The following is a 25,434-nucleotide window of genomic DNA, read 5'->3' on the forward strand; positions in this document are numbered from 1 at the left end:
ACTGATGCAAAAATTTCGGGGAAGCTTGTGTTGGTCAGCGATAGACTGAATTTGTCGTGGCAATAGAAGGGGAGAATTTTCTTGGAGTTAAATCAGGGGAGAAGACAGCCAGCTTATCAGTTAATCTTAACGTGGGTACTGGTGATTGTTGTGATGAATGTCGTCGGCTACTTGCTGAAAAAGGCTAGCTTGTCGACGATGCTAACATCATTTTTGGAAGAAATTGTTGTCTTAACGATTGTTTGTTTGGCTAACCGGTTTTGGTTAGGTGTGCCGATTCATTTAAAGTCGGAACTGTCATTTTGGCAACAGGTTAAGACTAACGGGGGACCCGTGTTTTTTATGGTGATGAACGGGTCCTTACTGGTCACGGCCAAACACTTTACGGGGCACTCAGCCCTGCTGGTGTTACTGGCGCTACTGATTGCCATCTTTGAGGAGTTGCTGTTTAGAGGCGTCTTGCTCGGCGGCTTTCTCCGGCGGTTTGCCAACAATGTGCGGTGGGGCGTGTGGTTAGCGGTGATTTCCAGTAGTTTATTGTTTGCTGCGAGTCACTTGATCAATCTGTCACACCAAAGTCTGACCATGACTGTCGGGCAGGTCCTGATGGCGTTCGGTTTTGGCCTGCTGACGAGTGCCATGTATCTCCGGACGGGGAGCTTGTTGTGGACGATTGCGTGGCATTTCTTGGAGGATGCCCAGGTGTTGGTCAATACGGGATTGCTTCAGCAGGGCGTAAATTTACCTGCTTGGGCTGGCATCGGGCCACTGGTCGTCTATGGCGGTATTGCCTGGTTCATGTTGCGGCGGTCTAAGTTGGCTGACGTTCGTGCCCGCTTTTTAAACTAAATATGTAGCAAAAAGTCACGCGTCACTTTCCACACCGGAAAGGACGCGTGACTTTTAGTTTGGTTAGTAATTGTCGCCGTTCATAATGGAGCTCTTCACGATAACGTAGTCCACGGTCCGAATGTCCAGCAGATTACGGCCACCTGCGTAGGAAATTGAGGATTGCAGGTCTTCTTGCATGGCGTTTAACGTGTTGGCGATATCACCACGGTAAGGAACCAGCATTTGCTTGCCCTCAACGTTGCGGTAGGCGCCTTTTTGCTTTTCAGAGGCGGAACCCCAGTATTGCTTGAAGGTCCGGCCGTCGATAGTTAACAGGCTACCAGGCGATTGCTCGTGACCGGCTAACATTGAGCCAATCATGACCATGCTGGCACCGAAACGAATCGACTTGGCGATGTCACCATTATAGCGAATCCCACCGTCAGCGATGATTGGCTTCCGGGCAGCCTTGGCACAGAGCCGAACGGCTGCGAGTTGCCAGCCGCCGGTCCCGAAGCCCGTCTTGAGCTTGGTGATGCAGGCCTTACCAGGTCCGATACCGACCTTGGTAGCGTCGGCACCGGCGTTCTCCAATTCCCGAACAGCTTCAGGAGTGCCGACGTTTCCGGCAATCACGAAGCTATCTGGCAGCTTGGTCTTGATCTGCTTGATCATCCGAATGACCGCGTCACTGTGACCGTGCGCGATATCGATTGTGATGTATTCAGGCACTAGGTCGGCTGCGGCAAGTTCGTCAATGAAGGCGTGCTCGTCGTCTTTGACCCCCACACTAATGGAAGCAAAGAGGGACTTGGCGTGCATCCGTTCAATGAAGCCGCGGCGTTCTTCTGGGTGGAAGCGGTGCATGACGTAGAAATAATCATGTTGGGCCAGCCAAATGGCTAGGGGTTCGTTGATGACCGTTTCCATGTTCGCGGGAACGACCGGGATTTTAAACCGGTGGGGACCGAATTCAATACTGGTATCGGCCTCGCTTCGACTGTCGATGATACATTTGTTAGGAATCAGTTGAATGTCTTCGTAATCAAATACTTCAGCAGGATGCATGTGCAGTCACTCCTTGTTCGTGGGGTTAGGCGTTCCAGACGTCTTGTAAAATGTTAGTTTGTTCGCGGTCGGGGCCGACGGAGAGTGTGGCGATATCCACACCCACTAGTTCGGCGAGGCGCTTGACGTAGTTTTGGGCGTTGACGGGAAGTTCTTCGACTGAGTGACAGCCAGTGATGTCTTCCGTCCAGCCAGGGAATTCTTCATAGATGGGTTGGCAAGCGTCCAGGTCAACCAGGCTAGCGGGGTAGTGGTAAATAGCCTCGCCGTTTAATTCGTAAGCCTTGCAGATCTTGACGGTCTTGAGACCAGTCAACACATCGAGACAGTTCAGAGACAGGCTCGTTAAACCAGAAACGCGCTTGGCATGGCGGAGAACGACGCTGTCGAACCAGCCGATTCGGCGAGGACGCTTGGTAACTGTCCCGTATTCATGACCGGTCTCACGGATGGTGTCCCCGATTTCATCAAAGAGTTCAGTAGGGAAGGGACCATCACCGACTCGTGACGTGTAGGCCTTGCAGACGCCGACAACGTGGTCGATCTTGGTTGGGCCAACACCGGCACCGATGGTTACCCCACCGGCAACGGGGTTCGAAGATGTGACGAATGGGTAAGTCCCGTGGTCGATATCCAACATCACCCCTTGAGCGCCTTCGAAGAGAACGTTCTTGCCGGCATCAATCGCGTCGTTAATCACGACGGATGTGTCGGTGACGTGGCCTTTGATTTGTTGGCCCAGTGCATAGTATTCATCGAAAACATCATCAAAATTAAGTGGTTCGACATCGTATAACTTGGTTAAAACATTATTCTTTTCAATTAAGTTTTGGCGTAATTTATCAGCAAAAATGTCGTGGTCCAACAAATCCGCGATACGAATCCCGATTCGTTCGGCTTTATCCATGTAAGCCGGGCCGATACCCTTGTTGGTGGTCCCAATCTTGTTTTCCTTTGCCTTTTCTTGCGCTTGGTCTAACAAGATGTGGTAGGGCAGAATCACGTGTGCCCGGTCGGAAATCCGTAAATTATCGGTAGAGATGCCATTTTCATGGAGGTAAGTCAGCTCTTCAATCAGAGATTTCGGATTGACGACGACCCCATTACCAATCACACTCAGCTTGTCGGCGTAGAAAATCCCAGAAGGAATCAGCCGTAACTTGAATGTTTGACCATTGAAAACAATGGTGTGGCCGGCATTGTCACCACCTTGGTAGCGGGCAATGACATCAGCCTTCTCACTCAGAAAATCCGTGATCTTTCCTTTACCTTCATCGCCCCATTGACTACCAACTACTACTGTTGATGACATTGCAAACACCTCATCGTTATTATTTGCCGGGCCGAACACCCAGCAAGAATAAGTGTATCAAGTTCGGAATTAAAAAGCAAGCGAAAAGCGAACGATTTATTTAATAATGCAGTATAAAGTTCTTTTAATTATGGGTAGAAATTAATTAATAAGGGATATACCACGTAAATCACTAGCTAAAGTGGGATATTCTGTGCTAAAATAGATATCAGAGAAAAGAACGAAAATTAAAATTAATGTTCGTGTTTTACCTATTTTCGAGGAGGAAATGTGCATGTTAGAACGCTATACCCGACCAGAGATGGGCCAGATTTGGTCCCTAGAAAACCAGTATCAGTCTTGGCTTGCCGTGGAGATTGCCATTGACGAGGCTTGGGCAAAGTTGGGCGAAGTCCCTGCTGAAGATGCACGTAAGATTCGTGAGAACGCGACCTTTGATGTCGACCGTATCGCCGAGATTGAAGCCGTTACCCACCATGATATGGTTGCCTTTACGCGGGATGTTTCGGAATCACTAGGTGCCGAACGCAAATGGATTCACTTTGGCGTCACTAGTACGGACGTGGTTGACACGGCTCAGGGTTACCGATTAAAGCAAGCCAACGCCGTGTTACGCCAGGATTTGGTGACGTTGATTGCGACGCTTAAGGACATGGCACTTCATTATAAGGACACGGTCATGATTGGACGGACCCACGGGGTTCAGGCAGAACCCACCACGTTTGGCTTAAAGATTGCGCGCTTCTACGCGGAAATGGAACGGAACTTGGCGCGCTTTGACCAAGCCGCCACCGCCGTGGAAACCGGGAAAATCAGTGGGGCAGTCGGGACGTTTGCCAACGTGCCACCAGAAGTCGAAGCCTCAGTCTGTGAGGAACTTGGCATCAGTGCGCAACCAATTGCCAGCCAAGTGCTGCCGCGGGACCTGCACGCAGACTACATTTCAATGTTGGCCTTGATCGGAACGGGTGTCGAAAATATTGCCACGGAGATTCGGAGCCTACAACGCTCAGAAATCCATGAAGTGGAAGAACATTTTAGTGCCGGGCAAAAGGGCTCCTCAGCCATGCCACACAAGCGTAATCCCATCGGTTCCGAAAACGTGACCGGCCTAGCTCGCGTCTTACGGGGAACCATGGTCACGGCGTATGAGAACGTGAGTCTCTGGCACGAACGGGACATTTCCCATTCCTCAGCTGAACGCATGATTTTGCCTGAGAGCACGACACTGCTGGACTATATGCTGCACCGAATTAACCGCATCTTGACGAACCTAGATGTCTTCCCAGAAACCATGAAGGCGAATATGAACCGGACGTACGGCTTGATTTACAGTCAACGGTTATTGTTGAAGCTGATTGAATCGGGACTTAGTCGTGAGGCCGCTTATGATTTGGTCCAACCATTGACTGCCCAGGCCTGGGACCAACAAACACAGTTCCGGCCACTGGTGGAAGCCAATGCAGAAATTACGCAACGGTTAACGCCGAATCAAATTGACGATGCGTTCGATTATCATTACCACTTGCGCCGCGTGGACTTTATCTTTAACCGCTTGGGATTAACCAAATAGGTTTAGCGACGTCGTTAGCTTGTCTGTGAACTATGGGAGGAATGGCCAATGGAGAAAGTGTATTCACCAATTGATGCGCAACAGAATTTGTTAGAGTTGTTACGGCAAGTTCATGCCGGGAAGGCCGTTAAGATCGCGTCACCTCAGCAAACCGATGATGGCGCCATTTTGATGAGTGAAGCGCAGTGGGCAGCCATTCAAGCGCAACTGACCCAGGTAACTCAGACGCACGAGACGCAGCACCGGCAGGATCTGTATAAGGCTTGGCGGTGGTTGTAGGTGAGTGAGAAGCCTTCTGAAAAGATTGTGGTGGATGCGGATGAATGGCGTTCGTTACAAGAAACCTTGTTCCTAATTAACCAGGGTGTTGACCGGCAGATTAGGGAACGTAGTAATGATAAGACTATCGGGTTCGCTGAAGCCTGGCGTCAAATTAAAGACAAATAACGTGAATTGAATTGGAAAGTCCAGGAGATATCTTCTGGGCTTTTTTGGTGTCTAATGGTGTTCTGCCTTACATCCCGCACTTTTTAATGTCGGTTAATTCGTAGTAAACTAATCGTGAGTTTATACATAACAAGGAGTGACAAGGTTTGAAGTTCAAAAGACTGATTTTAATACTACTAGCAACCCTTTCCGTTGCCTTAGTATTTAGCAGTACGCCCCAGACGGCACAAGCGGCTAGCTGGAAGACTGGTTTGCCGAAGGTGTTGCGGGGCCACTGGTGGAGTAGCTATGTACCTGGCGGCGTGCGGGTTCGTTATAAATTCAGCAAAAAATATATTGGAGAAACGGATTGCTTTTATCAAAGTCATGGTCGATGGGTCAATAGTCATCAGTCATTGAATGCAGTCAATACCTTTAATCATGAGGTAAAAAGTCATCATTACGCTAAAAATAAGTACATGATTAAGTCTGCCGATCATTATAAGTCATTGTTTGGTAGCAATCGGGTTAAGATCACCAGAAAAGGTAAGAACAAGATCGTCATGACATCCCGGTTTAAAAAGACGTGGTCAAAGCCAGAAACCTTAACACGGGCGAAGTAAGTTGTTTTCCGGGCGGAACAGAATTCCAGCCCAAAATAAAAGGTTCGTCGCACTCTCGGGGAAGAGTACGGCGAACCTTTTTTCATGAGGAGTGCATTTACATAGGGGGTGTAAACGCAACTTAGAGGGGTGATTAGGCTTGAGGGAACCTAATCAGGAAGGATTCTCTTAGGGGGAGAGAATCTAAAAGGGATTGGATATAGAATTTGGTTAGTAATAGTTATTGGCTAATTACTATGGTGTTTACTATACCCGCCGCTTGTGAAGAGAAAAGGGCCAAATCCGTGATGACTTTTTGACAAATTACTAAAGAAAAACTAAAGTGTGAAGATTCTACGATAATCGTAAGGAAGCCGTAAATGCCGTTAAGTTAGGCTTAAGCTTCAGTCCTCGTTGAAGTAAGTTTGCAGGAATTCCGTGACGTGTTGTTGGTAACGCGCCGGATTAGTCCAGAAACTTTCCGCATGGGAGGCATTTTTCACAATCCATAATTGCTTTGGTGCGTGAGTGGCAGCGTAGTTTTCGTAAGCCATGCCCACGGGCACGTAGACGTCTTTTTCGCCGTGGATAAAGAGAATTGGCCGCTGGTTTTTCTGCAGTTGTTCCGTGGCGGTCACGTCGCCCAGGTAGTAGCCCAGTCGGCGCTTAGAAATGGTGCTGACGAGGGGCTCGATGGGGTACTTGGGTAAATGAAATTGTCGTTTCAACAGATACGTCAATTCGGCTTCGATGCTGGAGTAACCACAGTCGGCGATGATGGCCTTGACCTGAGGGGGAAGGCTTTCACCGGAGAGCATTTCCATCGTGGCGCCGCCCATGCTGACACCGAACAATAGAATCTTGACATCGTTGTCGGCCCGATCGATGACCTGTTGGATCCATTGCAGGTAGTCCAACCGGTCTAGCCAGCCAAAGCTGATATACTTACCGGCACTCTCACCGTGACCCCGGTCATCCGGCAACAGGACGTTGAAGCCCAGGCGATGGTACATCTGGGCAAAGTTTGCCATCGTTTCACCGTTACCCTTGTAGCCGTGAGAAATGATCACGGTCTTGGCGCTCGACGTTTCCGCGGGGATGTACTCCGCTACCATCCGATTTTTCGGATCGTGTTCGTGCAGGTACCATTTTTCCTTAGGAATCTTCTGGTACCAATCGACGTAGGCGTAATAGGCATCGGCGTATTTTTGCTTGTCCGCGGAGGTTTCTGGGACGTAATTCACGCGTTTAAAGGCGAAGTTAAAGAGGTGCTCACTGGCGGCCAGTGAGGTCAGGGCGATTCCGGCAAGTGGGAGGGCCCAGGTCAACGTTTTCTTCTTCATCAGCAATCAGTTCCTTTCGTATAGGTGGGGTTAAAAAACCAGACTACCCGTTAAAACGGTTAGCCTGGCGTGGATGTTTAGTCCAAATAAAGTCGTTTCAAAGTGGTTAAGTCACTGTGGGATAAGCCCAGAACGTCGTGCAAGTAATCTTGCGTGCCGCCGTATTGGGTGTTGATGACCTTCGTCGCCGCGGCTAAATAGTCGGGGTTGACCGTGGACAGTGCCCGGATGTTGGTCACAAAGGCTTCTGAATGGCCTTCTTCACGGGCCTTGTCGCTTTGGCGGTCTACCAGTGGCATAACGTTTGGATTCGTTAACAGGTAGTCCTGATGAATGATTTGGGGATCAACGTTTAGGGCGCTCAAGGCTAAGAACGCGCCCATCCCAGTCCGGTCTTTACCAGCAGTACAGTGGAAGAGTACAGATTGATCGGCCGTTTCATTGCTGAGGAGCGTACCGAAGAAGTTGTGGTAGGCTTCCTGCGCCGTGGGCAGCGTCACCATTTTCTGGTAAACGTCTAACATGTGGCGGTACCCGGCCTGGTCATCGCCGTTGAAGCGGGCTTCGAGTTCTTCCTGGGTGGCTGAAGCGTCGGTTTCATCGCCAGCCGGAAAGACTGGGAGAAAATGATAGGTTACCCCAGCCGGAACCTTGTCCGGTGCCAGTTTCTTTTCATCATTGGAGCGGAAATCAACGTCGGCAACGACGCCGTAGTCCGTCAATAATTGTTGGTCATCCGGGGTGAGGCGCGCTAGCCCGTCTGTCCGCAATAACTTGTGCCACTTAACCGAGTGGCCGTCAACGGTGGTGTAACCGCCCAGTTCTCGGAAGTTCCAGCCGCCCGTCACGTTTAATTTTCGGTTATTTGTCATTGGTTTCTTGCCACCCTTTCAGATTTACTGTTACGCCTTCTATTCTAACGGTTTTTCGGGAAATTACCTAGTAATTCAATCTGAGGGAAGCGTTTTTAGTGGAAACGCTGTATACTGACAATATGAGTCGAGCAAAAAATGAAGTCAAAAAAGATAAGGGTGATAGTCGTGAGTTTGCGCGGGAAATGGTTACTCTTCAAGACCCAGCACAGTCAGCTCAAACAGCAGATTCAACAAGCATTTTTACAGCCCAGCCGGCAAAACCGGGCCGTGGTGCCAGAAAAGTTTCCGGCTACCATCGTGACTAAGGAACGCAAAGTCTTTGGCGGCCGCATCCTGACCGCTGCATCGGGCGCGCCATTACCGCAACATGTGTTGTTATTTCACGGCGGGGCGTACACCATGCAGGGCATCGACAGCCATCGTGAATTGATGGAAACGTTGGTCCAACAGGCTAATTTGCGAATCTCCTACATTGATTACCCCCTGGTTCCAGAGGCAACGGTTGACGAAACGGTGATTTTTGCCATGAACGCCTACGATTACCTGCGGGCCCAGTATCCGGACGACCAGTTCTTCCTGATGGGAGACTCGGCCGGGGGCGGTTTAGCGTTGACTTTGTTACAACAATTGAAAATTCACCAAGAACCCTTGCCAGCCGGGACGGTGCTGATTTCGCCGTGGACCGACCTGAGCATGATGAATCCTGACCTCCAAACGGCGGCCAAGCACGATCCGTATCTCACATTGGCCACTTTGAAAAAAATTGGTTTCGATTACGCGGGAGACCACCCCGTGACCGATCCCCTCGTCAGTCCCATTTATGGTGATTTTGACGACTTGGGACCAATCCTCCTATATTACGGGACTAATGAATTATTGGCGGCAGATGACGAACGACTGATTCAAAAGCTAAACGAGGCCAGTGGCACGCCAGCCAAGGTTCACGAACTAAAGTCGATGCTCCACGACTACATCCTGTGGGGCAAGCTACCCGAGTCCAAGCGGACGTTGAAGGAAGTTAAGCAGTTTATTTTGACGGGAAAGTTATAGAGTGTAGAGCGGGGCGGTTAACTGGCGAGCATTAACGGCGTAACGGGAATGACCCCGGGCTTGGGTCGTTTTCGTTACGGTGTTAAGCGGAACCAGTTGCCCCGTGTAGCACGTTTCAGAAGCTGCCAGGACCAGAATTGTTCCGTGTAGAACTAGTGCAACGAACTGAGACAATCCGAATGAGACGACTGGGATATTTTTTTAGCCGGGGTTAAGCGCAGGGACCTGGCTCGCGTAGCACGTTTCAGAAGCTGCCAGGACCAGGATTGTTCCGTGTAGAACTAGCGTAACGAGCCGAGACAGTTCGAACTGAATGACAAGTCCTGCGCCAAACAAGTCCTACCGGTACTGTGGTAAGTTTCAAACCAGTCCAAAAGTAACCCCCAACAATCATTGTCTTCAAAACGCATTCAACCCAAAATACAACCAAAAACAACAGGTTTCCGCGACCCCAAAAACAAGGCCACGGCAACCTGTTTTTAGTTAACCCACCAAAAGTCCGTCAAAATCACGAAATTGCCCCGCCCTTAACCCGTGAAACCATTCTAATTGCTCACAAACGTAAGCGGTAAGACCGCTACGACCGGTAACGGCCACCCACCATTTAGCAGGACCTTGGTTCGACCATTTAATTATGTCATCATCAACTAGTGATTTGCGCCACCTTTTCGCGGAGTGGCGGGGTATAATGAAGCTTAAATGGAGGGGATGCTCATGAGGATTCGTCTGATTGTGGCCGGCTTAATTGTGGGGCTGGGCAGTTTCGGTGGCGTCACAGCGACCGCGGCTAGCACCAGCACGCTGGCGACACCGTACCGTGAGAGTGAATTAACCAATTTAAAAAATGTGAAACCCGTTTCTGGCAGTAAAACCGTGACGCTGGACCTGGTCCTCAACACGCGGAATAGCGCGCAGCTGACCAAGACCGCGTACGCCGTGAATACGTCGGGGAATAAGCAGTTCAAGGCTTACCTGACGCCCAAACAGTTCCGGCAAAAATTTGGACAGTCCACGACCACCACAAAACGTTTGGCCAAGTACTTCAAGTCACGCAAGTTTAAGGTCACAACCTTTAACGACGGCCTAATCATGCAGATCAAGGGGAGTACGACGGCCGTGAACAAGACCTTCGCGACGAACCTGAAGACGGCCACTTATCACGGCAAGAAAATTCAGTTTTCTAAGAAGACGCCAAAGTTGCCAAGCAACGTGGCTAAGCCCATCAAGGCCGTCGTCGGCATCACCAACCTGGCGAAGATGAGTAGCTTGGCGGATACGTCCAGCACCAGTTCCGACGGGCCAACCAGTGATGGTGCGCCGCAGAATTTCTTGAGTCAGTACAATGCGACGAACCTGGCCAAGGGCAATGATGGCAAAGGCCAAACGATTGGCATCATTAGCTTTAGCAAGGTCAACCAGAATGACATCACCCATTTCTGGTCTGAGGAAGGCGTTGCGTCGTCCGCCAGTCGCATCAGTGTGAAGACCACTGGCGGCATGAATATCTGGGGCAACGTCGATCCGGGAAACGAAGAGACTTCGCTAGACGTTGAACAGGCCGGGGCCATCGCGCCGAAAGCTAAGATTCGCGTGTACACGGCTTCTCTGAGTGACGTGGGTTGGCTCAATGCGTTTGCGACAGCCTTTGGTGAGAATCAGGCTAGTTCGTTGTCGTTGAGCTGGGGCCTATCCGAAGGTGTGCTCCAGAGCCTGAACAAGGAGCACCTGTTAACGCCACTTTATGGCAGCATCATGAACACGTTGCTGGCGCAGGGCGCGATTCAAGGAATCTCGACCTTTGCGGCAAGCGGGGACACCGGGGCCTATGGCGAAGAGCTCGACAGCCAGGGCAATACCAACGAAGGTATTTACGCCAACTTCCCTGCCAACAATCCGTGGGTCACGGCCACCGGTGGGACCACGTTGCCAGTCTCTGGCACGCTGGCCAACGGCATCAAGGTCGACATCCCCAAGGAACGGACCTGGGGCGGCGACGAACTCTTTGGCGCCTACTTCCAAGATGAAGGCTTTTTCAAAAAGAATTCTGATTTGATGGACACGCTTCAGAGCGGCAGTGGCGGCGGTATTTCCGAACTGTACGCAACGCCGCAGTATCAAAAGGGCGTGTCTGGCGTGAACACCTATAACGCCCGCCAATACCTGACGGCGAGTGGGTTGCCACGAGAGAATCCGAGTTTGATCACCGGGACGGCCAGCGGGCGAAACTTCCCAGACGTCGTGGCTGACGCCGATCCGTTGACGGGGTATGACGAATACACCAGCGCGGATGGTTGGGAACTGACCGGTGGGACCAGCGTCGTGGCACCGCAGTTTGCGGCGATGGCGGCCGTTATCAACAGTGGTCGCAGTAAGCGCATGGGACTGTGGAACCCGCAGCTGTACGCGCTGGCCCAGACCAGTCAGTCACCGTTTACCAAATTGGATTCGGCCACGAACAACGGGAATTTGTTCTACGTGGGGCAGCCGGGGAAGACTTATAACCAGGCGGCCGGCTTAGGTACCCTGGACTTTGACCAGTTAGCCAAGGTCTTCAAATAACTGGGTTAAACTGGGTCTTATCATCGCCTCCGGGCTGGTGAAAATGGACCGTGACGCTGTGGGCGCACGTCTGAAGCCTGAGAAGCGGTCTTCAGACTTACTTTGAGCCGAAAGTCACGTCTCAAAGATAGCAGTTACCTAAGCGGGAAACCCGCTAAGGTAACTCCCACGGCTGAGCCCATTTTCACCAGCCCTGCGGCTGACACGGGTTCAACCCGCAAGTTTGTGGCCATGTGCTTCTTAATAATTAAGCATAAGCATCATAATCAAAGAGCAGCAGCTCACCCAAGTGGTGGACTGCTGCTTTTGATTTACATAGAAAGTAGATAATCGACGTCACTAACGCAACGGATGTTGGTCGGATGGTTAACCACAATGTTAGCCGTGAGGGCGGTGAAAATAGCCTCAGCCGTGGGATTTCCTGTGTTCTTCAGGAAATGGTGACTTTGAGACGTGGTGTTGGCGGCTCAAAGCAAGTGGGAAGACCGAACCTCAGGCTTCCCGCGTCCTTCCCACCGCGTTCCAGCCTATTTTCACCGCCCGGTAAGGCGAATTAAACGATTATTTAACCGTCTGAACCAATTTCTTGTTAGCAGTGACGTAGGTGCCGTTGGTGAGGACGAACCGGGTCGTCAGGTTGTGGGTCACGATTTTCTTCACCTTGAGGACCTGGCCTTGACGGTAGTGGTGGCGCTTACCGGTCAGGGACTTTTTACTATAGGCGTTGACGCCGGCTTTGTTGATCACGGTGATCTTAGGTTGCTTCTTAGCGTAGTACACGCGAGCAGTGTAGCGGCTGTTGGCCGTGATATAACCGGTCTTGCCGGCGGTCTTACTGTGGTGGTTGACGTCCTTCACGCGGTAACGTTTGACGCCGTTCTTGGATTTGGCATAGCCGGTGACGACAAACATCGGCCGGTTTTGCCGTGACTTTTTCGCGTACCACTGTTTACGGGCCTTTTTAGTGAAGGTGGCTGACCGATACAGGCCAATCTTCTTGGTGGCGTAAACCACTGTGCCCTTGGGAGCGACAACTGCGGCACCAGCGCCACTCGTCAGGACGGCCTGGTACACGTAGGTGACGGTCTGTGCCTGGCTGGTAAATTTACCAGTGGCGTTGGTTGGCGTCGTCTTTAAGGTGTAGTTGGCAATCTTCAACGCGGCACTCTGATAGCTCGCTCCCAGGTCACCCGTCAGCGTTTTGGCCGGGGCGACCGTCTTGCCAGTGGTATCGACGTAACGGACCGTCACCGGTTGACTGGTCACGGGTTCTGGGTCGGGCGTTGGCTGCGGGTTGGGATTTGGTTCTGGTGTCGTAGTCGGTGGCAACAGGGCGTCATCGGAACTGAAAATTTTAAACTCGATGGCCATCAGAAGACCGCTGACTTGGTAGGTGCCATCCCCTTGTGGTATCAGGAAGTCAGCCATCGGTTGATTCATGGCACGTTCCGTTTCCGCTGCGGAGATTTCCGGGTTTAACTGGGTCAATTGTTCGTTGGTATACTGGCCTAGGTAGTTCGCTTGGATGAGACCAGGAAATGTATTTTCATAGAGCATTTTTTGAATACGTGGGTCTTCAAAGTTTTCCTCTGTAGTAAAAATCTGGTCGTAGGTTCCCATAGTGCTATCAGGGGTCTCAATATTAACCAGATAATCACGCAAGAAATTGTGGTAATCCGACTGCATTTGCGCATAATTACTTTGATTGATTTGGTATTGTGCAAGGTTTTTCAGCCACCAGGTGGTAATGAAAGTGCTGAGGCGGCTACTTTCGATATAGTCAGCGGCGCTAGAAAAGTCCTCGGTATTCTGAGTGTATAAAAATTCGCCGACAGTCGTGTCCTTGGCAATGGTTGGGTCGGCGTAGAGGCCTTGATAAATATAAGGCAGGCTGGCGGCCATATCGTCGTTATTGTTATATTTGACGAAATTTTCCATGTAGCCAGTATTTTCCAATTGACCAACGGTGAGGGCATGGGGCCCACCATCGGTATCACTGGTCATATCTTTTTGGAACCAGTAGTCCTTGGTCACTTGCTGGTTCGCAATCAGTTTCGTGTAGGGTAGCTCGACAGAACTAATGGTGTAAGTTTGTTTGGCAGCTTGAGTCGTAGCGGTTGGGACGGCGGTGACGGCTTCAGCGTGAATGACGCTGGGACTGAGAATCCCGCCAAATAAAATCATGGCGAGACTCGCGGTCACGAGTTGTCTAAAGCCCCTAGTCATTTTTGAACACTCCTTTTACTTTTTGTCCTATTATCTAGTAGCAGTATACCATGGATATAGGGCTAAAAGCTATAACAATCGCCCATATAAAGGCGATTATGACTAGTCCGACAAATGATTTCAAAGGTCGTTAATCAGTTGAATTAACATTGCACAGATTTTATAAAATGGGTTAACGTGAGAAAACGAATCCCTGTAGTGGTTTCCCCGAAAATAGGGGAAAATCCGTAAAAAAGAAGCCCCGACTGGTAGAGTCAGAGCTTCATTTCAAGAAATCACATTAACGAACGGTTTTCACCAGGTGCCGGTTAGCGGTGATGTACCCGCCAGCCACGTGGTACCGTAGCGTGTCGTGCTTACTGAAATTGTTGGCATTTGAGTAAGCCCAGCCGCGGACGGCTAATTTGGTGCCCTTCTTGAGGTGTCTATTCTGCTTGGTGAGATTAACGTTGCTGTAACGGTTGATGGCGTGTTTAGTCTTAATCTGCCGTGGCATCGTGACTTTACCCGCCTGAACCAGTTTCTTGTTAGCGGTCATGTAACGGCCATTCTTGAGAACGAAACGGGTCGTTAACTTGTTGGAAACCACTTTCTTAACGGTCAGCGTTTGTCCTTGACGGTAGTGGGTCTTTTTGCCAGTTAACGTCTTCTTGGCGTAACTGTTGACCCCGGTTGGATTGATCACCGTCACGGTCTTGTGCTTAGCTGCGTAGTAAACGGGCGTGGTGTAGGCGTTGTTGGTCGTGAGGTAACCGGTCTTGCCGGCCGTCTTGCTGTGGTGGTTGACGTCCTTGACGCGGTACCGTTTGACACCGTTCTTAGAGGTCGCGTAACCGGTGACCACAAACATCGGCCGGTTCGTCCGGGACTTCTTCACGTACCACCGCTTCAGGTTCTTCTTGGAGAAGGTGGCCGTCTTGTAGAGGCCGACCTTCTTGGTGGCGTAAACGACGGCGCCCTTAGGAGCCAGCGTATTGGTCTCGATGGTGTCGGCCGCAGAACCGCTTTGCAGCGTGCCTTGCTTGGTGTACACGTAGGTCACGGTCTGCGCAGCACTGGTAAATTTGCCAGTGGCGTTAGCGGGCGTCTTGCTCAGCTTGTAGCCGGCGATATTCAGGGCGTCACTCTGGTAGGTGGTGTCCAGGTCGCCGGTCAACGTTTTGCTGGGTGCCAGCGTTTTGCCTTGGTCATCGACGTAGGTCACCGTTACCGGTTGGCTCTTGGCTGGCGTTGGTGTCGGTGTTGGGTCGGGGATGACGGGGTCGGGCGTACCAAAGTTTAGAAACTGGAAACCACCTGCCATTAATCCACTTACTTTATATGAACCATCGGGAAGCTTAGTGAAGTAATTGGAAAGGGGGGCTAACCATAGCTTTAGCTGTTCATTGATAGTCTTAGCGGGGTCAAGTTTGACGAATTGCTCATCAGAGATTTTGCTGAAAAGTTGATTTTCTTTGAGCATGACATAATCGCTTTCGTATACTTTAGCCAGCTTATCGTTAAAGGTTTCTTCTGGGTATTTTCCAGGATTGTAGGCGTCAATGATTGATTGAGGAGCGTTTAGTTTGAGCAGTTCGGGTGCAGCGTTCTCTGCATAATCTTTAATGACATCCTCGCGATTCATAAGCTTCAGGCTTAAGTTTACGTGGATGTACGCATCCCAAAGCTTCACATAGGAGTTTAGGAGCGACAGTTTTGCAAGGCTCTCTGCGGTATAACCATTACCAGCCGGTCCTGAGGAAGCTAGTATAAAATCTGCATAGGATTCCTTAGGGCTCGCTGTAAGTTCATTCGCGACGATTCCAAGCATGGCGTCTCTAACGTCATTAGAATCACTAACCGTGTTTTCTGGATGATCAGCGATAAACTTTGTCATGTAGTCGTCATCGTTGAGCTGTTCAGTTGTTAAAGATTCTGGCCAACCGGTAACAATGGGCGTCTTCTTGATGCCGCTGGTTGAAGAAATCAAGACATAAGGCGTTTCGACGGCACCAACGTGATAGGTGATTTTGTCGTCAGCTTTAGTCGTAGCTGCGACAGTATCTGTCGAAGAATCCGCGTAAGCCACCGCTGGTGTGGCCACGCCCCCTAATAAAATCAGTGTGAAGGTGGCAGTCATTAATTTGCTAAGTCCCCTAGTCATTTAGCACACTCCCTTTACGTTTGCTCTATTTATTAAATGCAGTATACCATGAGTTCGGTAATAATTGCTAGTGTAAATCGTATTGTAACGGCGTTCATGAAGATTAAATAAAAGTTCAATGTGTAAATGTAACCGCTTAAATAAAATTGCACACAATTGATAGAATGGCAAAAGGGCGGAACGGTTTCGGGCCAGAAAGTTCCGTGGGGATGGTAAGTTGTTGAAACTAACCCGGTGAAAACTGATGAGGTCAGTCTTTCTGAACGACGATAGCTGTCCTTGTATTTATCGACCGATTAGTTGACCAGCAAAACCAAGCACAAAAAGAGCAGCGTCGTTCGGCTCCGAAGAGTCAAACGACGCTGCTGAAATTAAATGAGAAAAATGTTAGTAAATTTTGAGGTTACACATCCACATGATGTTTTAACTGGGGGAAAACGTGGTAATCCGCCCAACCCATGACGATTCCCTGGGTGACCAGCGCCCAAACCGTGCCGAAGCCGATCGCGTGTAACTCGCCCGTGAAAACATAGGAGAGAATGATGATCAGCAGGGGTGGTGCGTAGCTGGCCCATTGGGCAATGATGGCCGATCCCCGCAGGTATTTAAACCGCAGAATATAAGCCAAATCGTCGTTGGGATGCATGATGATATTACACCGGTTATAAATAGAGACGGCAAAGGCCACGCCAAACAGGCCGATGATATCGACGATGACCCGCCCGGTTAATGGCAGGCGGCCAACGCCAATCCAGTTCCAGAAGTATCCGATCCACTCGACCAGGTAACTAAAGGGGATGATATACAGCAGGTTAGAAATGAATCGCCTGCGGTCAAATTGCCCCAATAACAGTTGGTTCAATAGGGTAATCACGATGCCGTACATGAACAGGGTGGTTCCCAATGGTACGTTGATCCAGTTGGCCAGGTTGACGGAAGACCCCGTCCAGACGGCGCTCCCGAGGTTGGTTGAGATGGTTAAAGCGTTAGCGGCTGAGTTCAGGACGATAGAGAAACCCAAAAAGCGCATGCGTTGCCCAAAGTCCTTCATTTTTGCCACTGATGCTCGCCTCCGATTTTTTTGCTACAAGCTCTAGTGTATAGGAAGTGGCGGCCAATGAAAAGGCCCTTTACCACAATTTTACATGCGAGCTGCGGCCCGGTCGACGAAATTTTGGAAAATTTGCCGCGATTCGGCGTGGTGCTTGTACATGTTTTCCGGGTGCCACTGCACACCTAGAATTTGATCGCTATCCTTGGATTCCAGCGCTTCGATGACCTGGTCGTCGGCCGTCGCCGTGACGCGTAAACTTGGCGCGACAGCCTTGATGGCCTGGTGGTGGCGGGAATTCACGTACGGGCGGTCGCCAGTCAGCGTGGCGAGTGTACTGCCGGGAACGACGGTGATGTGGTGGCTGGGTTGGTTGCCCATGGCGGCCTGACTGTGTTTGAGCTGGGCCGTGGGGTCCTCACTCAGGTCTTGGTAGAGCGTGCCACCCAGGCCAACATTAATTAATTGGAGTCCGCGGCAAATACCGAGAATGGCCTTGTTGGCGGCAACCGCCTGCTTCAGCAGTTCGATTTCAAATAGGTCGCGCTTGCGGTAGGTCTTGCCCAACCGAACGTGCGGTTCCTCACCAAAGAAGGTCGGATCAACGTCGGCACCGCCCAAGAAGGCGACCCCATCAAATAGGGACAGGTAATCCGCGACATCTTCGGGGTCGATACTAGGTAAAATAATGGGCAGACCGCCAGTTTTGACAATGGCTTCAACGGCCGGTCGGGGCGCAAAGGCCGCGTTTCTTTCATTAATAATGTTCGTCGCCTCGTCGAGCGTGTCGGCGGGCAAAGCAATACGTGGACGCATAGCGTCGCTTCCTCTCTTTTTTCGGGTTAAACTGTTGTTGTCAGCGCCCTCACGCCTAACACGAGTTTAACCCACACTATTCGTTTTTCTAACTGGAATTGGCAAATGAGTAAGATTTGTGAACTGGGGTTAACTGTGGGAATGGTAAAACTGGGCGGATGAGGCCTGTGTTAGTGACCAGAGGCGGGCCACGGCCCAGTTTTCACCATCCCGGAGGCGCTGACTAGACTTAACCCTATTCTAAGGACCCAAAGAACGTTTGTCACCCGAAACTTAGTGAAGGTGTAACAAAATAGTTAACAAACTTTGAAAAGAACCCTACAATAGAGAAGTAGACTAAATTTAAGCGAGGTAAACATGATGACAGAACGGCAGTTGATTCAAGAAATTTTGAATTCCGAAGCGGTTGAATACAGTTTCGAAAACGTCGATGAAGACTCAAAAGAATACACGCTTTTATTGAAACGGCAAGAACAAGATGTCCGCGCCGTAGAGACAATCAACGATGAAATCAAGAAGTACTTCCAGAGCGCAAACTTCGATTACAAAGAAGAGTTGAACCCAGAAGGTGTTGACGACGATATTCGCTTGGTCATCAAGCGTAATAGCGACGCCAAATAAAGAAAAGAATTAGCGGCCAACCACGATTTTTGTGGTTGGCTTTTTTGATGCGGTGAAAGGGTTAGCAGGCGGCTAAGTCACAGATTGACGTCGGTAGTTGTATAATTAAAAGTCTAATGTTGCACGTTGTTAAGTAGAGCATTAATTACAATTTCAGCGTTATTGAGTGATTAAACAAATGTTAGCCGCAGGGCTGGTGAAAATGGGCTCAGCCGTGGGAGTTGCCTTAGCGGTTTACCGCTTAGACAACTGATATCTTTGAGACGCGTTTCTAGCGGCTCAAAGTAAGCCCGGAGACCGTTCTTTGGCTCCGGGCGTTCGCCCACCGCGTCCCGGCCCAGTTTTCACCATCCCGGAGGCGTTGACAAGCGTTTAACCAGAGAGGAGAGAATTGAATGACAATTGAAGAATTATACCGCGAAATGGCCAAGCAGATGGGCCCGCAACCCTGGCTGAAGCCCGGAACACCGTGGGCCGAGACACCGGTTGAAATCATGTTGGGCGCCATTCTGGTGCAAAACACCAATTGGCGTAACGTGGAACCGTCTTTGATCAATTTAAAACGAGAGACCGGGTTCGTCCCCGCTGAGTTGCGGAAATTAACGCCAACCACCATCACACCACTAATCAAGACCAGTGGCTTCTACAATCGCAAGGGACCTGCAATTCTGGCACTCGCCGATTGGTTGGGCCAGGCGGATGATGATCTGGACGTGTTGAAACACCGTGACGGCGCCAGTTTACGCCAAGACCTGATGAGCATCACCGGCATTGGTAATGAAACCGCAGATTACATTTTAATGTACACGCTGGACCACGGCACCTTCATGGTCGACACCTACGCTCGCCGGCTATTCACGTGGCTGGGCGCAACAATGCCCAAGACGTACCCGGCTTTTCAAAAGAAAGTCCTCGGCCAATTCAAACTGGGGTTGGCGGATTATCAGGAATTTCACGCGTTGATCGACGAGTTCGGCAAGAAAATCAAGAACGATGCGGACTTTGAGGACTCATTTCTAGCTGGCCAAAAGCTAGTTGTGGACTAAATAGGTTGGCTTAACAGAATGTGTTTAGGGCGTTTAGTTAGATAACCTTAGCTACTAAGCCATTGTCGAATCAAACAGATTCAGCAAGAACAATAACAATTAAAAGTTAACGCCAAAGACAATTGAAAAGATAACCAGAACCGCCGACTTAACGGTTTAAGCGGATGTTAGCCGCAGGGTGGGGGAAAATGGTCTCAGCCGTGGGAATTGCCTTAGTAGCGGGTTGGGCTGCTTAGGCAATTGGTAGCTTTGAGACTCGTTCTTAGAGGCTCAAAGTAAGTTGGTAGACCGTTCTTTGGCTACCAACGTCCGCCCACAGCGTTCCGGTCCATTTTCCCCCGCCCGGAGGCGACAAAACGTCCGCTCAAACCTTAAGAAAGTTTCAAGGGCGGGGGAGGCTGGGGCAAACCCTAGCGTTTTTCACAAGCGGCGTGCTATGATAGACGCAACGAATTTGGAACCGCTTACCACAGCGATATTTTGGAGGGAGTTTTACATATGGCACTTAAACAGCCGGAAAACTATATCTTAGCGATCGACCAAGGGACCAGCAGCACGCGGGCAATGATTTTCGATCATACTGGGCGTAAGGTCATCGAAGGCTACAAGGAGGTTCCCCAGTACTATCCACACAAGGGCTGGGTCGAATCCGACGCCAATGAAATCTGGAACAGTGTGTTGTCCGTGATTGCCAGCGCGCTGATTGATGCGTCGATTCACCCGGAAAATATCCAGGCCATCGGAATCAGTAGTCAACGGGAAACCACAATTGTGTGGGATAAGGTTACCGGCGAACCCATTTATCATGCCATTGGTTGGCAAAGTCAACAGACGGCGCCCCTGGCCAAGGAATTGGTTGCGGCGGGCCGGGCGGAAACGATTAAGGAAAAGACCGGTCTGGTGGTCGACGCATACTTCAGTGCCACCAAGGTACGCTGGATTTTAGACCACGTGCCGGGTGCCCAGGAACGCGCTGAAAATGGTGAGTTACTCTTTGGGACCGTGGATAGTTGGCTGGCTTGGAAATTATCCGGTGGAAATATTCATGTCACCGACTACAGTAACGCAAGTCGGACCATGCTCTTCAACATTCACACGTTGGAATGGGACCAGGACATTTTAAGTTGGCTCAACATCCCGGCAGCCATGTTGCCAGAGGTTAAATCGAGTTCGGAAGTCTACGGTGTCACCCAGAATTTCCAATTTTATGGGGTGGAAGTGCCCATCGCGGGTATCGTCGGGGACCAATCGGCAGCCTTGTTGGGTCAGCTGGCCGTGGAACCCGGAACCGTCAAGAACACTTACGGCGACGGGGCCTTCGTCATGATGAATACCGGGAACGAACCGCAACTGTCGAAGCATAACCTGTTGACGACAATTGCTTATGAAATGAACGGCGAGGTGACCTACGCGCTCGAAGGGTCCATCTTGGTGGCCGGGACCGCGCTGGCTTGGCTGCACGAAAGCATGCAGATCATCAGTAGCGTGCCCGAATCCCGGCAGGCGGCTATGGCCTCGACCGACGAGGATGAAGTTTACGTGGTGCCCGCCTTTAACGGGTTGGGTGCGCCGTACTGGGATCCGGACGCCAAGGGGGCTGTGTTTGGCCTGACCCGCGGGACCGACCGGAACGACTTTGTGAAGGCGACCCTGCAGTCGATTGCGTACCAGACACGAGACGTTCTCTTGACGATGAAGCAGGATACCGGCATCAAGGTGCCCGAATTAATGGCCGACGGCGGGGCGTCACGGAACCGCTACCTGATGCAGTTCCAGGCGGATATTTTAAATATTCCCGTGCAACGGGCCGCCGACGAGGAAACCACGGCGATGGGGGCGGCTATCGTGGCCGGCCTGGCCGTGGGCTTCTGGCAGAGCATTGATGAGGTCAAGGAAATCAGAAATGCCAGCCGGACCTTCACGCCAAACATGGACGACGACCAACGGCACCGCCTCTATGCGGGCTGGCAACAGGCTGTTGCGGCAACCCGGGCATTTAAACCTAATCAAGATTAAAGGCTAATAAAAAACAGCTAATCCACTTTACGGCGGGTTAGCTGTTTTGGCGTTAAATAAATTGGATGGAGAGCTCTTTGTTGGCGGCGATGGCAATTTCCTGGAGCAACCGGACCGAGACGTTCATCTTGCCTTCTTCGATGCGGGCGATGGTTGATTGGGGTTTGCCCACTAACCGCGCAAACTCGCGCTGACTCATTTTTTGTTCGGCCCGCAAGCGAGTGACGGCAACGGCGACGTCAAGGTTTAGACTTTCTTGGTTTACAGCAGTTGCGAAGATAGGGTCCTCGGCACTACGTTTGGCAATGTAATTATCAATTTTAGTTGTCATGGGGATAATCCTTTCTGTTTAGGCAGAGGATTCATCATTTATTTGTATTTTTCTTCGAGCTGGCTCATCCAATAGCCCAGGGCAATCCCTGCGACCAACGCCAGGGCGCTCCACACCAGTGTCAGCCAGGTCGCACCGGCGTACGAAATGCTCTCGGCAGCGTGACTGTTGGGGACGAGAATCAAAATGGTACTGGCGGTCACGATGCCCAGAATGAAGTGGTAGACCCGCGAATGGAAATGGTGGATCAGGTAGTCCATGCCCTTAGAGAAGAGCGCCATGGATAGGATGCCGCCCAGTGCAATCGGCAGGTAAACGCCCAGAATGTCGAAATTTTTAAAGCCAGTCAACATGGGGGTAAACAACCCCAGAATCAACAGGAGGTTCGACGGACTCAGCCCGGGAACCAGGACGCCCAGCGCAATCAGGGCGCCGGCCACCACGAAGCCCCAGAAGTTGACGGGCAGGGTGCCAAAGAGGTCACTCATGAAATACAGGAGACCACCGCTGATCAGCAGGGTGCCCCAGAACCAGAGATAGTCGATGCCATCCCGGGGTGTTTGGGAGCTGGCGGTCTGGGTCAATGCCGGTAAGGTACCAACAATGGCGCCAGCAAAACCCCAGAGGACAATGACCTGCCAGTGGTCCAGCAAGTATTCCAGCGGGGCAGATAACAGGGCAATCCCCACGATGCCACCCAGGCCAACCGGCACAAAGTACCAGAAGTCCCGTTTGAAATTTTGGCGAAAATGGGCCATGAAACCCAGGAGTCGTTCGTAAATTCCGAGGATGGCGGCCAATACCCCGCCAGAAACACCGGGGAGGATGAAGCCCAGGGCAATGATGATACCTTTAAAGAAGCGTTTCACCGGGCTGTCGGGTCGAGTCGTTTGCATAAGCGTCTTCTCCTTAGTTCGTCGGTTCGCGTTTTCCCCTAAGATACCAGAATTGGTGGGTGGAGGCAATCACTCCCTAACAATCACAGGATAACTTAACATTTGCGGGTGGGTCTTTGTCATTGCCTCCGGGATGGTGAAAATATGCTGGGTCGTGTCCGTTCCCGACGGCGAGCTCAAGGCGCCCTGCTGTGGGGCCGGTTCCAGCCTGAGGGCGGGCTGGAACCTCAACTTTGAGCCAAAGAGCGGTCTCAAAGGTTGTCCCGTGGGCTAGGTTGGGAAAATACCCCAACCAAGACCACCGACACAGCCGGGCACCTTGGCTCGCCTCTGGTCGCTCCCACGACTGGCTCATTTTCGCCATCCCTGCGGCTGAGACTGGCCCAACTCGCAGTTAAGTGGTCCCGATTGTTTGGCAAGGTGTTTGAGTTGTCGTAATGACGGTTGTTGTGTTCTAGCCGTTGGCGGGTGTTAACCGTTGCCGTTCTAGCCGATTGGTACTGCACGGTAAGGGGTTGTCCATATCCCTGTAGCCAGTCAAAAAATAATTTCAACCTGACGCTTGACTTCGAGTCGCTCGAACCTCATATACTGAGTGCATCAATTATGAGATAGGAGCGATTTATTTATGACAGTTGCAAATAAAGTTGTTGTGATTACCGGGGCATCCTCAGGGATTGGGGCTGCGACCGCGAAGTTGTTGGCTAGTAATGGCGCCAAAGTGGTTCTGGGGGCGCGGCGTGAAGACCGGCTACAGAGTCTGGTCCAAGAGATTACCGCTGCTGGTGGGCAGGCTGCTTACCAGGTGACCGATGTGCGGGATGCCGCTGAAGTTCAGGGCTTGGTTGACTTGGCCAAATCCCAATTTGGCGGGATTGACGTCATCTTCAACAATGCCGGCATTATGCCAACCTCACCCATCAGTGCGCTGAAGACGCAGGAATGGAATGACATGATCGACATTAATTTGAAAGGGGTGCTCAATGGGGTCGCCGCTGTGATGCCTGACTTCACCGCGCAAAAGCATGGCCAAATCGTGACGACCTCCTCAGTTGCCGGCATCAAGAGTTTTCCTGGTGCTGGGGTTTACGGTGCCACGAAGTTTGCAGTGCGGAATTTAATGGAAGTTATCCGAACTGAAAGTGCTCAAGAAGGGACCAACATCCGGACGGCCACGCTTTACCCAGCCGCCATCAATACGGAATTATTGCACACGATTACGGACGCCACGGCTAAACAGGGCATGGACCAATTGTACGACGCTGTTGGAATCACCCCAGATGCCATCGCGCGCGTGGTCAACTTCGCTATCGACCAACCGGCCGAGGTCAATGTTAATGAGTTTACAATCTACCCAACCAAGCAGGCTTAATGATTGGATGGCATTCACGGGTTAAAAACTTTGTGGGTTTCACCTGTAGCATGATATAGTGAAACGGTCGAAAGTTTAGAGGATAATTTCTTAGATATCTGGATGTTTAAATTGGTACCACGTCTTTTGTAACTTAGTGATAGATTTAAATGGTAGGAATCAGTTAAATCTCATGGTATACTGAACGCAACAAAGGCGAAGGTGTTCGAGCACCCCCGCCAATGGCAGAGTCGTTATTCACGACCAACAGTTATAAACCGAACAAAAATCGTCCTAGACTGTGGAAGTTCAGAGGGCGATTTTTATTTGTCCGGGTGTTTAAATCGGCGCCACGTCTTTTGTAACTTAACGATAGCCTTAACGAGGCTCGTCAATCGATGTACCAACAAAGTACAGAGCGATATCAAAACAACGCCAAAAGCGACTAGGTCAAGTAACGTGACAGCTATCCAAGACAAGGCAACCTCCTTTCGCTTGGTATGGTGAAACGTTCTTACAACTCACGTCATAAGCCCCAGTCCCTTACAATTAGATTTGCCGGTCGTCATTAACTTCTCTACGAAATTCAGTGTACCAGAGTTGGGACGAATAACCGCCTGAAAGCCCTCCATATCAGTATTTAAATGGTTTGTTATAACGGATTTTGTATTTCCACACATAATGTATAAAACAACAATCATCTGCACCCAAAAAGGATTGATCCAGCCATCAAAGCTGAGTCAATCCTTTTCATTTACGTAAAATTTAGCAACCGAATCCCTAAGCCACTTACTCTTTGGGTTGGGACCAGTAATGGGTCCGGGTTAAGAGGTCGCGTGACCGCTCATCTGCTGGGCGGAAACCGCGGTTGAATAGGTGCTTGAAGTACATCAAGTTGTAAAGCGACCCCCACACTAGTCCGAAGAACAGGGTGAAGGCGTAGTTGATAATCGCGACAAACTGGCTGGCACTCGTGGTCATCGATAGGAGCATGAACGAGCCAAACTCAACTCCGACAATACAGAGGAAGTTATACCAGTCCGCCCGGAAAATGCTGGGGAGGGGACTGAAGAAGAACATCGTCCACGAGAAACCAACCTTGGCGATCCGCATATTCCCCGTCTCAGGGTTAACGACGGTCGCATAGTTTGGGGGTAACGGCAGTCCTTGAGGGCCGTCACCATTTTGATTGTTTTGATCATCGTCATCGTCGTTAAAGCCCTTGAAAGGATCTTGCATGTCATTTGCCAACTTTCTAAAAATTCGATAGGTATCATTGATTGGGTGTTTGTCCAAAC

General features: G+C 50.7%; 22 protein-coding genes. 11 read left to right on the forward strand and 11 right to left on the reverse strand.

The window, feature by feature from the left end; genetic code table 11:
• Positions 1-81: 81 nt before the first annotated feature.
• Positions 82-849, forward strand: coding sequence for a CPBP family intramembrane glutamic endopeptidase (locus JUF22_RS04870; protein WP_203644017.1), 768 nt, complete (start codon positions 82-84; stop codon positions 847-849).
• Between the two features lie 63 nt (positions 850-912).
• Here JUF22_RS04870 and JUF22_RS04875 read toward each other — a convergent pair whose 3' ends face one another.
• Both JUF22_RS04875 and JUF22_RS04880 read right to left on the reverse strand, forming a co-directional pair.
• The gene (locus JUF22_RS04875; protein WP_203639536.1) at positions 913-1,899 is read right to left on the reverse strand and encodes a GMP reductase; all 987 of its coding nucleotides are present in this window, start codon (positions 1,897-1,899) and stop codon (positions 913-915) included.
• 25 nt (positions 1,900-1,924) lie between these two features.
• A complete protein-coding gene (locus tag JUF22_RS04880) occupies positions 1,925-3,211 on the reverse strand; it encodes an adenylosuccinate synthase (RefSeq protein ID WP_203644019.1) in 1,287 nt (428 codons plus the stop codon).
• 274 nt (positions 3,212-3,485) lie between these two features.
• Between JUF22_RS04880 and purB the strand changes: the two genes are divergently transcribed.
• The 4 genes from purB to JUF22_RS04900 all read left to right on the forward strand — a co-directional run bounded on the left by purB (position 3,486) and on the right by JUF22_RS04900 (position 5,833).
• Positions 3,486-4,784 (forward strand): adenylosuccinate lyase, encoded by a 1,299-nt coding sequence (purB, locus tag JUF22_RS04885; RefSeq protein ID WP_203644021.1) that lies wholly within the window; start codon positions 3,486-3,488, stop codon positions 4,782-4,784.
• Positions 4,785-4,832: 48 nt separating this feature from the next.
• Complete coding sequence (locus JUF22_RS04890; RefSeq protein WP_203644023.1) at positions 4,833-5,063, forward strand: hypothetical protein; 231 nt, start codon at positions 4,833-4,835, stop codon at positions 5,061-5,063.
• Complete coding sequence (locus JUF22_RS04895; protein ID WP_203644025.1) at positions 5,064-5,231, forward strand: hypothetical protein; 168 nt, start codon at positions 5,064-5,066, stop codon at positions 5,229-5,231. It begins immediately after the preceding gene.
• Between the two features lie 146 nt (positions 5,232-5,377).
• Positions 5,378-5,833, forward strand: a complete 456-nt coding sequence (locus JUF22_RS04900; protein ID WP_203644027.1) for a hypothetical protein — start codon at positions 5,378-5,380, stop codon at positions 5,831-5,833.
• A 383-nt stretch (positions 5,834-6,216) separates the two neighbouring features.
• Here the strand turns inward: JUF22_RS04900 and JUF22_RS04905 are convergent, their stop codons facing one another.
• Both JUF22_RS04905 and JUF22_RS04910 read right to left on the reverse strand, forming a co-directional pair.
• The gene (locus tag JUF22_RS04905; protein WP_203644029.1) at positions 6,217-7,155 is read right to left on the reverse strand and encodes an alpha/beta hydrolase; all 939 of its coding nucleotides are present in this window, start codon (positions 7,153-7,155) and stop codon (positions 6,217-6,219) included.
• A 77-nt stretch (positions 7,156-7,232) separates the two neighbouring features.
• On the reverse strand, positions 7,233-8,027 hold the full coding sequence (locus JUF22_RS04910) for a tyrosine-protein phosphatase (RefSeq protein WP_203644030.1): 795 nt from the start codon (positions 8,025-8,027) through the stop codon (positions 7,233-7,235).
• 168 nt (positions 8,028-8,195) lie between these two features.
• Between JUF22_RS04910 and JUF22_RS04915 the strand changes: the two genes are divergently transcribed.
• Entirely contained in the window at positions 8,196-9,080 is an 885-nt protein-coding gene (locus JUF22_RS04915; protein ID WP_203644330.1) for an alpha/beta hydrolase fold domain-containing protein, read from the forward strand.
• A 714-nt stretch (positions 9,081-9,794) separates the two neighbouring features.
• Positions 9,795-11,639, forward strand: a complete 1,845-nt coding sequence (locus tag JUF22_RS04920) for a S53 family peptidase (RefSeq protein WP_236000720.1) — start codon at positions 9,795-9,797, stop codon at positions 11,637-11,639.
• Between the two features lie 561 nt (positions 11,640-12,200).
• Here the strand turns inward: JUF22_RS04920 and JUF22_RS04925 are convergent.
• From JUF22_RS04925 to JUF22_RS04940, 4 genes are all read right to left on the reverse strand, one after another.
• Entirely contained in the window at positions 12,201-13,865 is a 1,665-nt protein-coding gene (locus JUF22_RS04925) for a MucBP domain-containing protein (protein WP_203644034.1), read from the reverse strand.
• Between the two features lie 280 nt (positions 13,866-14,145).
• On the reverse strand, positions 14,146-16,008 hold the full coding sequence (locus tag JUF22_RS04930) for a DUF5776 domain-containing protein (RefSeq protein ID WP_203644036.1): 1,863 nt from the start codon (positions 16,006-16,008) through the stop codon (positions 14,146-14,148).
• A gap of 403 nt (positions 16,009-16,411) precedes the next feature.
• A complete protein-coding gene (locus JUF22_RS04935; protein WP_203644038.1) occupies positions 16,412-17,068 on the reverse strand; it encodes a DUF6198 family protein in 657 nt (218 codons plus the stop codon).
• Positions 17,069-17,149: 81 nt separating this feature from the next.
• On the reverse strand, positions 17,150-17,875 hold the full coding sequence (locus JUF22_RS04940) for a gamma-glutamyl-gamma-aminobutyrate hydrolase family protein (RefSeq protein WP_203644040.1): 726 nt from the start codon (positions 17,873-17,875) through the stop codon (positions 17,150-17,152).
• Positions 17,876-18,235: 360 nt separating this feature from the next.
• Between JUF22_RS04940 and JUF22_RS04945 the strand changes: the two genes are divergently transcribed.
• The 3 genes from JUF22_RS04945 to glpK all read left to right on the forward strand — a co-directional run bounded on the left by JUF22_RS04945 (position 18,236) and on the right by glpK (position 21,558).
• Positions 18,236-18,496, forward strand: coding sequence for a hypothetical protein (locus JUF22_RS04945; RefSeq protein WP_203644042.1), 261 nt, complete (start codon positions 18,236-18,238; stop codon positions 18,494-18,496).
• A 395-nt stretch (positions 18,497-18,891) separates the two neighbouring features.
• Complete coding sequence (locus tag JUF22_RS04950) at positions 18,892-19,542, forward strand: endonuclease III domain-containing protein (protein WP_203644044.1); 651 nt, start codon at positions 18,892-18,894, stop codon at positions 19,540-19,542.
• A gap of 498 nt (positions 19,543-20,040) precedes the next feature.
• On the forward strand, positions 20,041-21,558 hold the full coding sequence (gene glpK / locus JUF22_RS04955; protein ID WP_203644051.1) for a glycerol kinase GlpK: 1,518 nt from the start codon (positions 20,041-20,043) through the stop codon (positions 21,556-21,558).
• A gap of 52 nt (positions 21,559-21,610) precedes the next feature.
• Here the strand turns inward: glpK and JUF22_RS04960 are convergent, their stop codons facing one another.
• Both JUF22_RS04960 and JUF22_RS04965 read right to left on the reverse strand, forming a co-directional pair.
• Positions 21,611-21,889 (reverse strand): helix-turn-helix domain-containing protein, encoded by a 279-nt coding sequence (locus JUF22_RS04960; protein WP_203644053.1) that lies wholly within the window; start codon positions 21,887-21,889, stop codon positions 21,611-21,613.
• A 38-nt stretch (positions 21,890-21,927) separates the two neighbouring features.
• The gene (locus JUF22_RS04965) at positions 21,928-22,785 is read right to left on the reverse strand and encodes a DUF368 domain-containing protein (protein WP_203644055.1); all 858 of its coding nucleotides are present in this window, start codon (positions 22,783-22,785) and stop codon (positions 21,928-21,930) included.
• 628 nt (positions 22,786-23,413) lie between these two features.
• Here JUF22_RS04965 and JUF22_RS04970 point away from each other — a divergent pair.
• On the forward strand, positions 23,414-24,157 hold the full coding sequence (locus JUF22_RS04970) for an SDR family oxidoreductase (protein ID WP_203644057.1): 744 nt from the start codon (positions 23,414-23,416) through the stop codon (positions 24,155-24,157).
• Between the two features lie 768 nt (positions 24,158-24,925).
• Here the strand turns inward: JUF22_RS04970 and JUF22_RS04975 are convergent.
• Positions 24,926-25,375: a hypothetical protein gene (locus JUF22_RS04975; protein WP_203644064.1), complete on the reverse strand. Its 450-nt coding sequence runs from the start codon at positions 25,373-25,375 to the stop codon at positions 24,926-24,928.
• Between the last annotated feature and the right edge of the window lie 59 nt (positions 25,376-25,434).

The organism is Levilactobacillus lanxiensis (assembly GCF_016861655.1).
GTDB lineage: Bacteria > Bacillota > Bacilli > Lactobacillales > Lactobacillaceae > Levilactobacillus > Levilactobacillus lanxiensis.

Coding starts and splice junctions, on each gene's coding strand:
- JUF22_RS04940 (WP_203644040.1), bottom strand. CDS start 17,875: ATGCGTCCACGTATTGCTTTGCCCGCCGACACGCTCGACGAGGCGACG.
- JUF22_RS04965 (WP_203644055.1), bottom strand. CDS start 22,785: ATGCAAACGACTCGACCCGACAGCCCGGTGAAACGCTTCTTTAAAGGT.
- JUF22_RS04910 (WP_203644030.1), bottom strand. CDS start 8,027: ATGACAAATAACCGAAAATTAAACGTGACGGGCGGCTGGAACTTCCGA.
- JUF22_RS04920 (WP_236000720.1), top strand. CDS start 9,795: ATGAGGATTCGTCTGATTGTGGCCGGCTTAATTGTGGGGCTGGGCAGT.
- purB (WP_203644021.1), top strand. CDS start 3,486: ATGTTAGAACGCTATACCCGACCAGAGATGGGCCAGATTTGGTCCCTA.
- JUF22_RS04975 (WP_203644064.1), bottom strand. CDS start 25,375: ATGCAAGATCCTTTCAAGGGCTTTAACGACGATGACGATGATCAAAAC.
- glpK (WP_203644051.1), top strand. CDS start 20,041: ATGGCACTTAAACAGCCGGAAAACTATATCTTAGCGATCGACCAAGGG.
- JUF22_RS04950 (WP_203644044.1), top strand. CDS start 18,892: ATGACAATTGAAGAATTATACCGCGAAATGGCCAAGCAGATGGGCCCG.
- JUF22_RS04945 (WP_203644042.1), top strand. CDS start 18,236: ATGACAGAACGGCAGTTGATTCAAGAAATTTTGAATTCCGAAGCGGTT.
- JUF22_RS04925 (WP_203644034.1), bottom strand. CDS start 13,865: ATGACTAGGGGCTTTAGACAACTCGTGACCGCGAGTCTCGCCATGATT.
- JUF22_RS04890 (WP_203644023.1), top strand. CDS start 4,833: ATGGAGAAAGTGTATTCACCAATTGATGCGCAACAGAATTTGTTAGAG.
- JUF22_RS04930 (WP_203644036.1), bottom strand. CDS start 16,008: ATGACTAGGGGACTTAGCAAATTAATGACTGCCACCTTCACACTGATT.
- JUF22_RS04880 (WP_203644019.1), bottom strand. CDS start 3,211: ATGTCATCAACAGTAGTAGTTGGTAGTCAATGGGGCGATGAAGGTAAA.
- JUF22_RS04970 (WP_203644057.1), top strand. CDS start 23,414: ATGACAGTTGCAAATAAAGTTGTTGTGATTACCGGGGCATCCTCAGGG.
- JUF22_RS04875 (WP_203639536.1), bottom strand. CDS start 1,899: ATGCATCCTGCTGAAGTATTTGATTACGAAGACATTCAACTGATTCCT.
- JUF22_RS04960 (WP_203644053.1), bottom strand. CDS start 21,889: ATGACAACTAAAATTGATAATTACATTGCCAAACGTAGTGCCGAGGAC.
- JUF22_RS04905 (WP_203644029.1), bottom strand. CDS start 7,155: ATGAAGAAGAAAACGTTGACCTGGGCCCTCCCACTTGCCGGAATCGCC.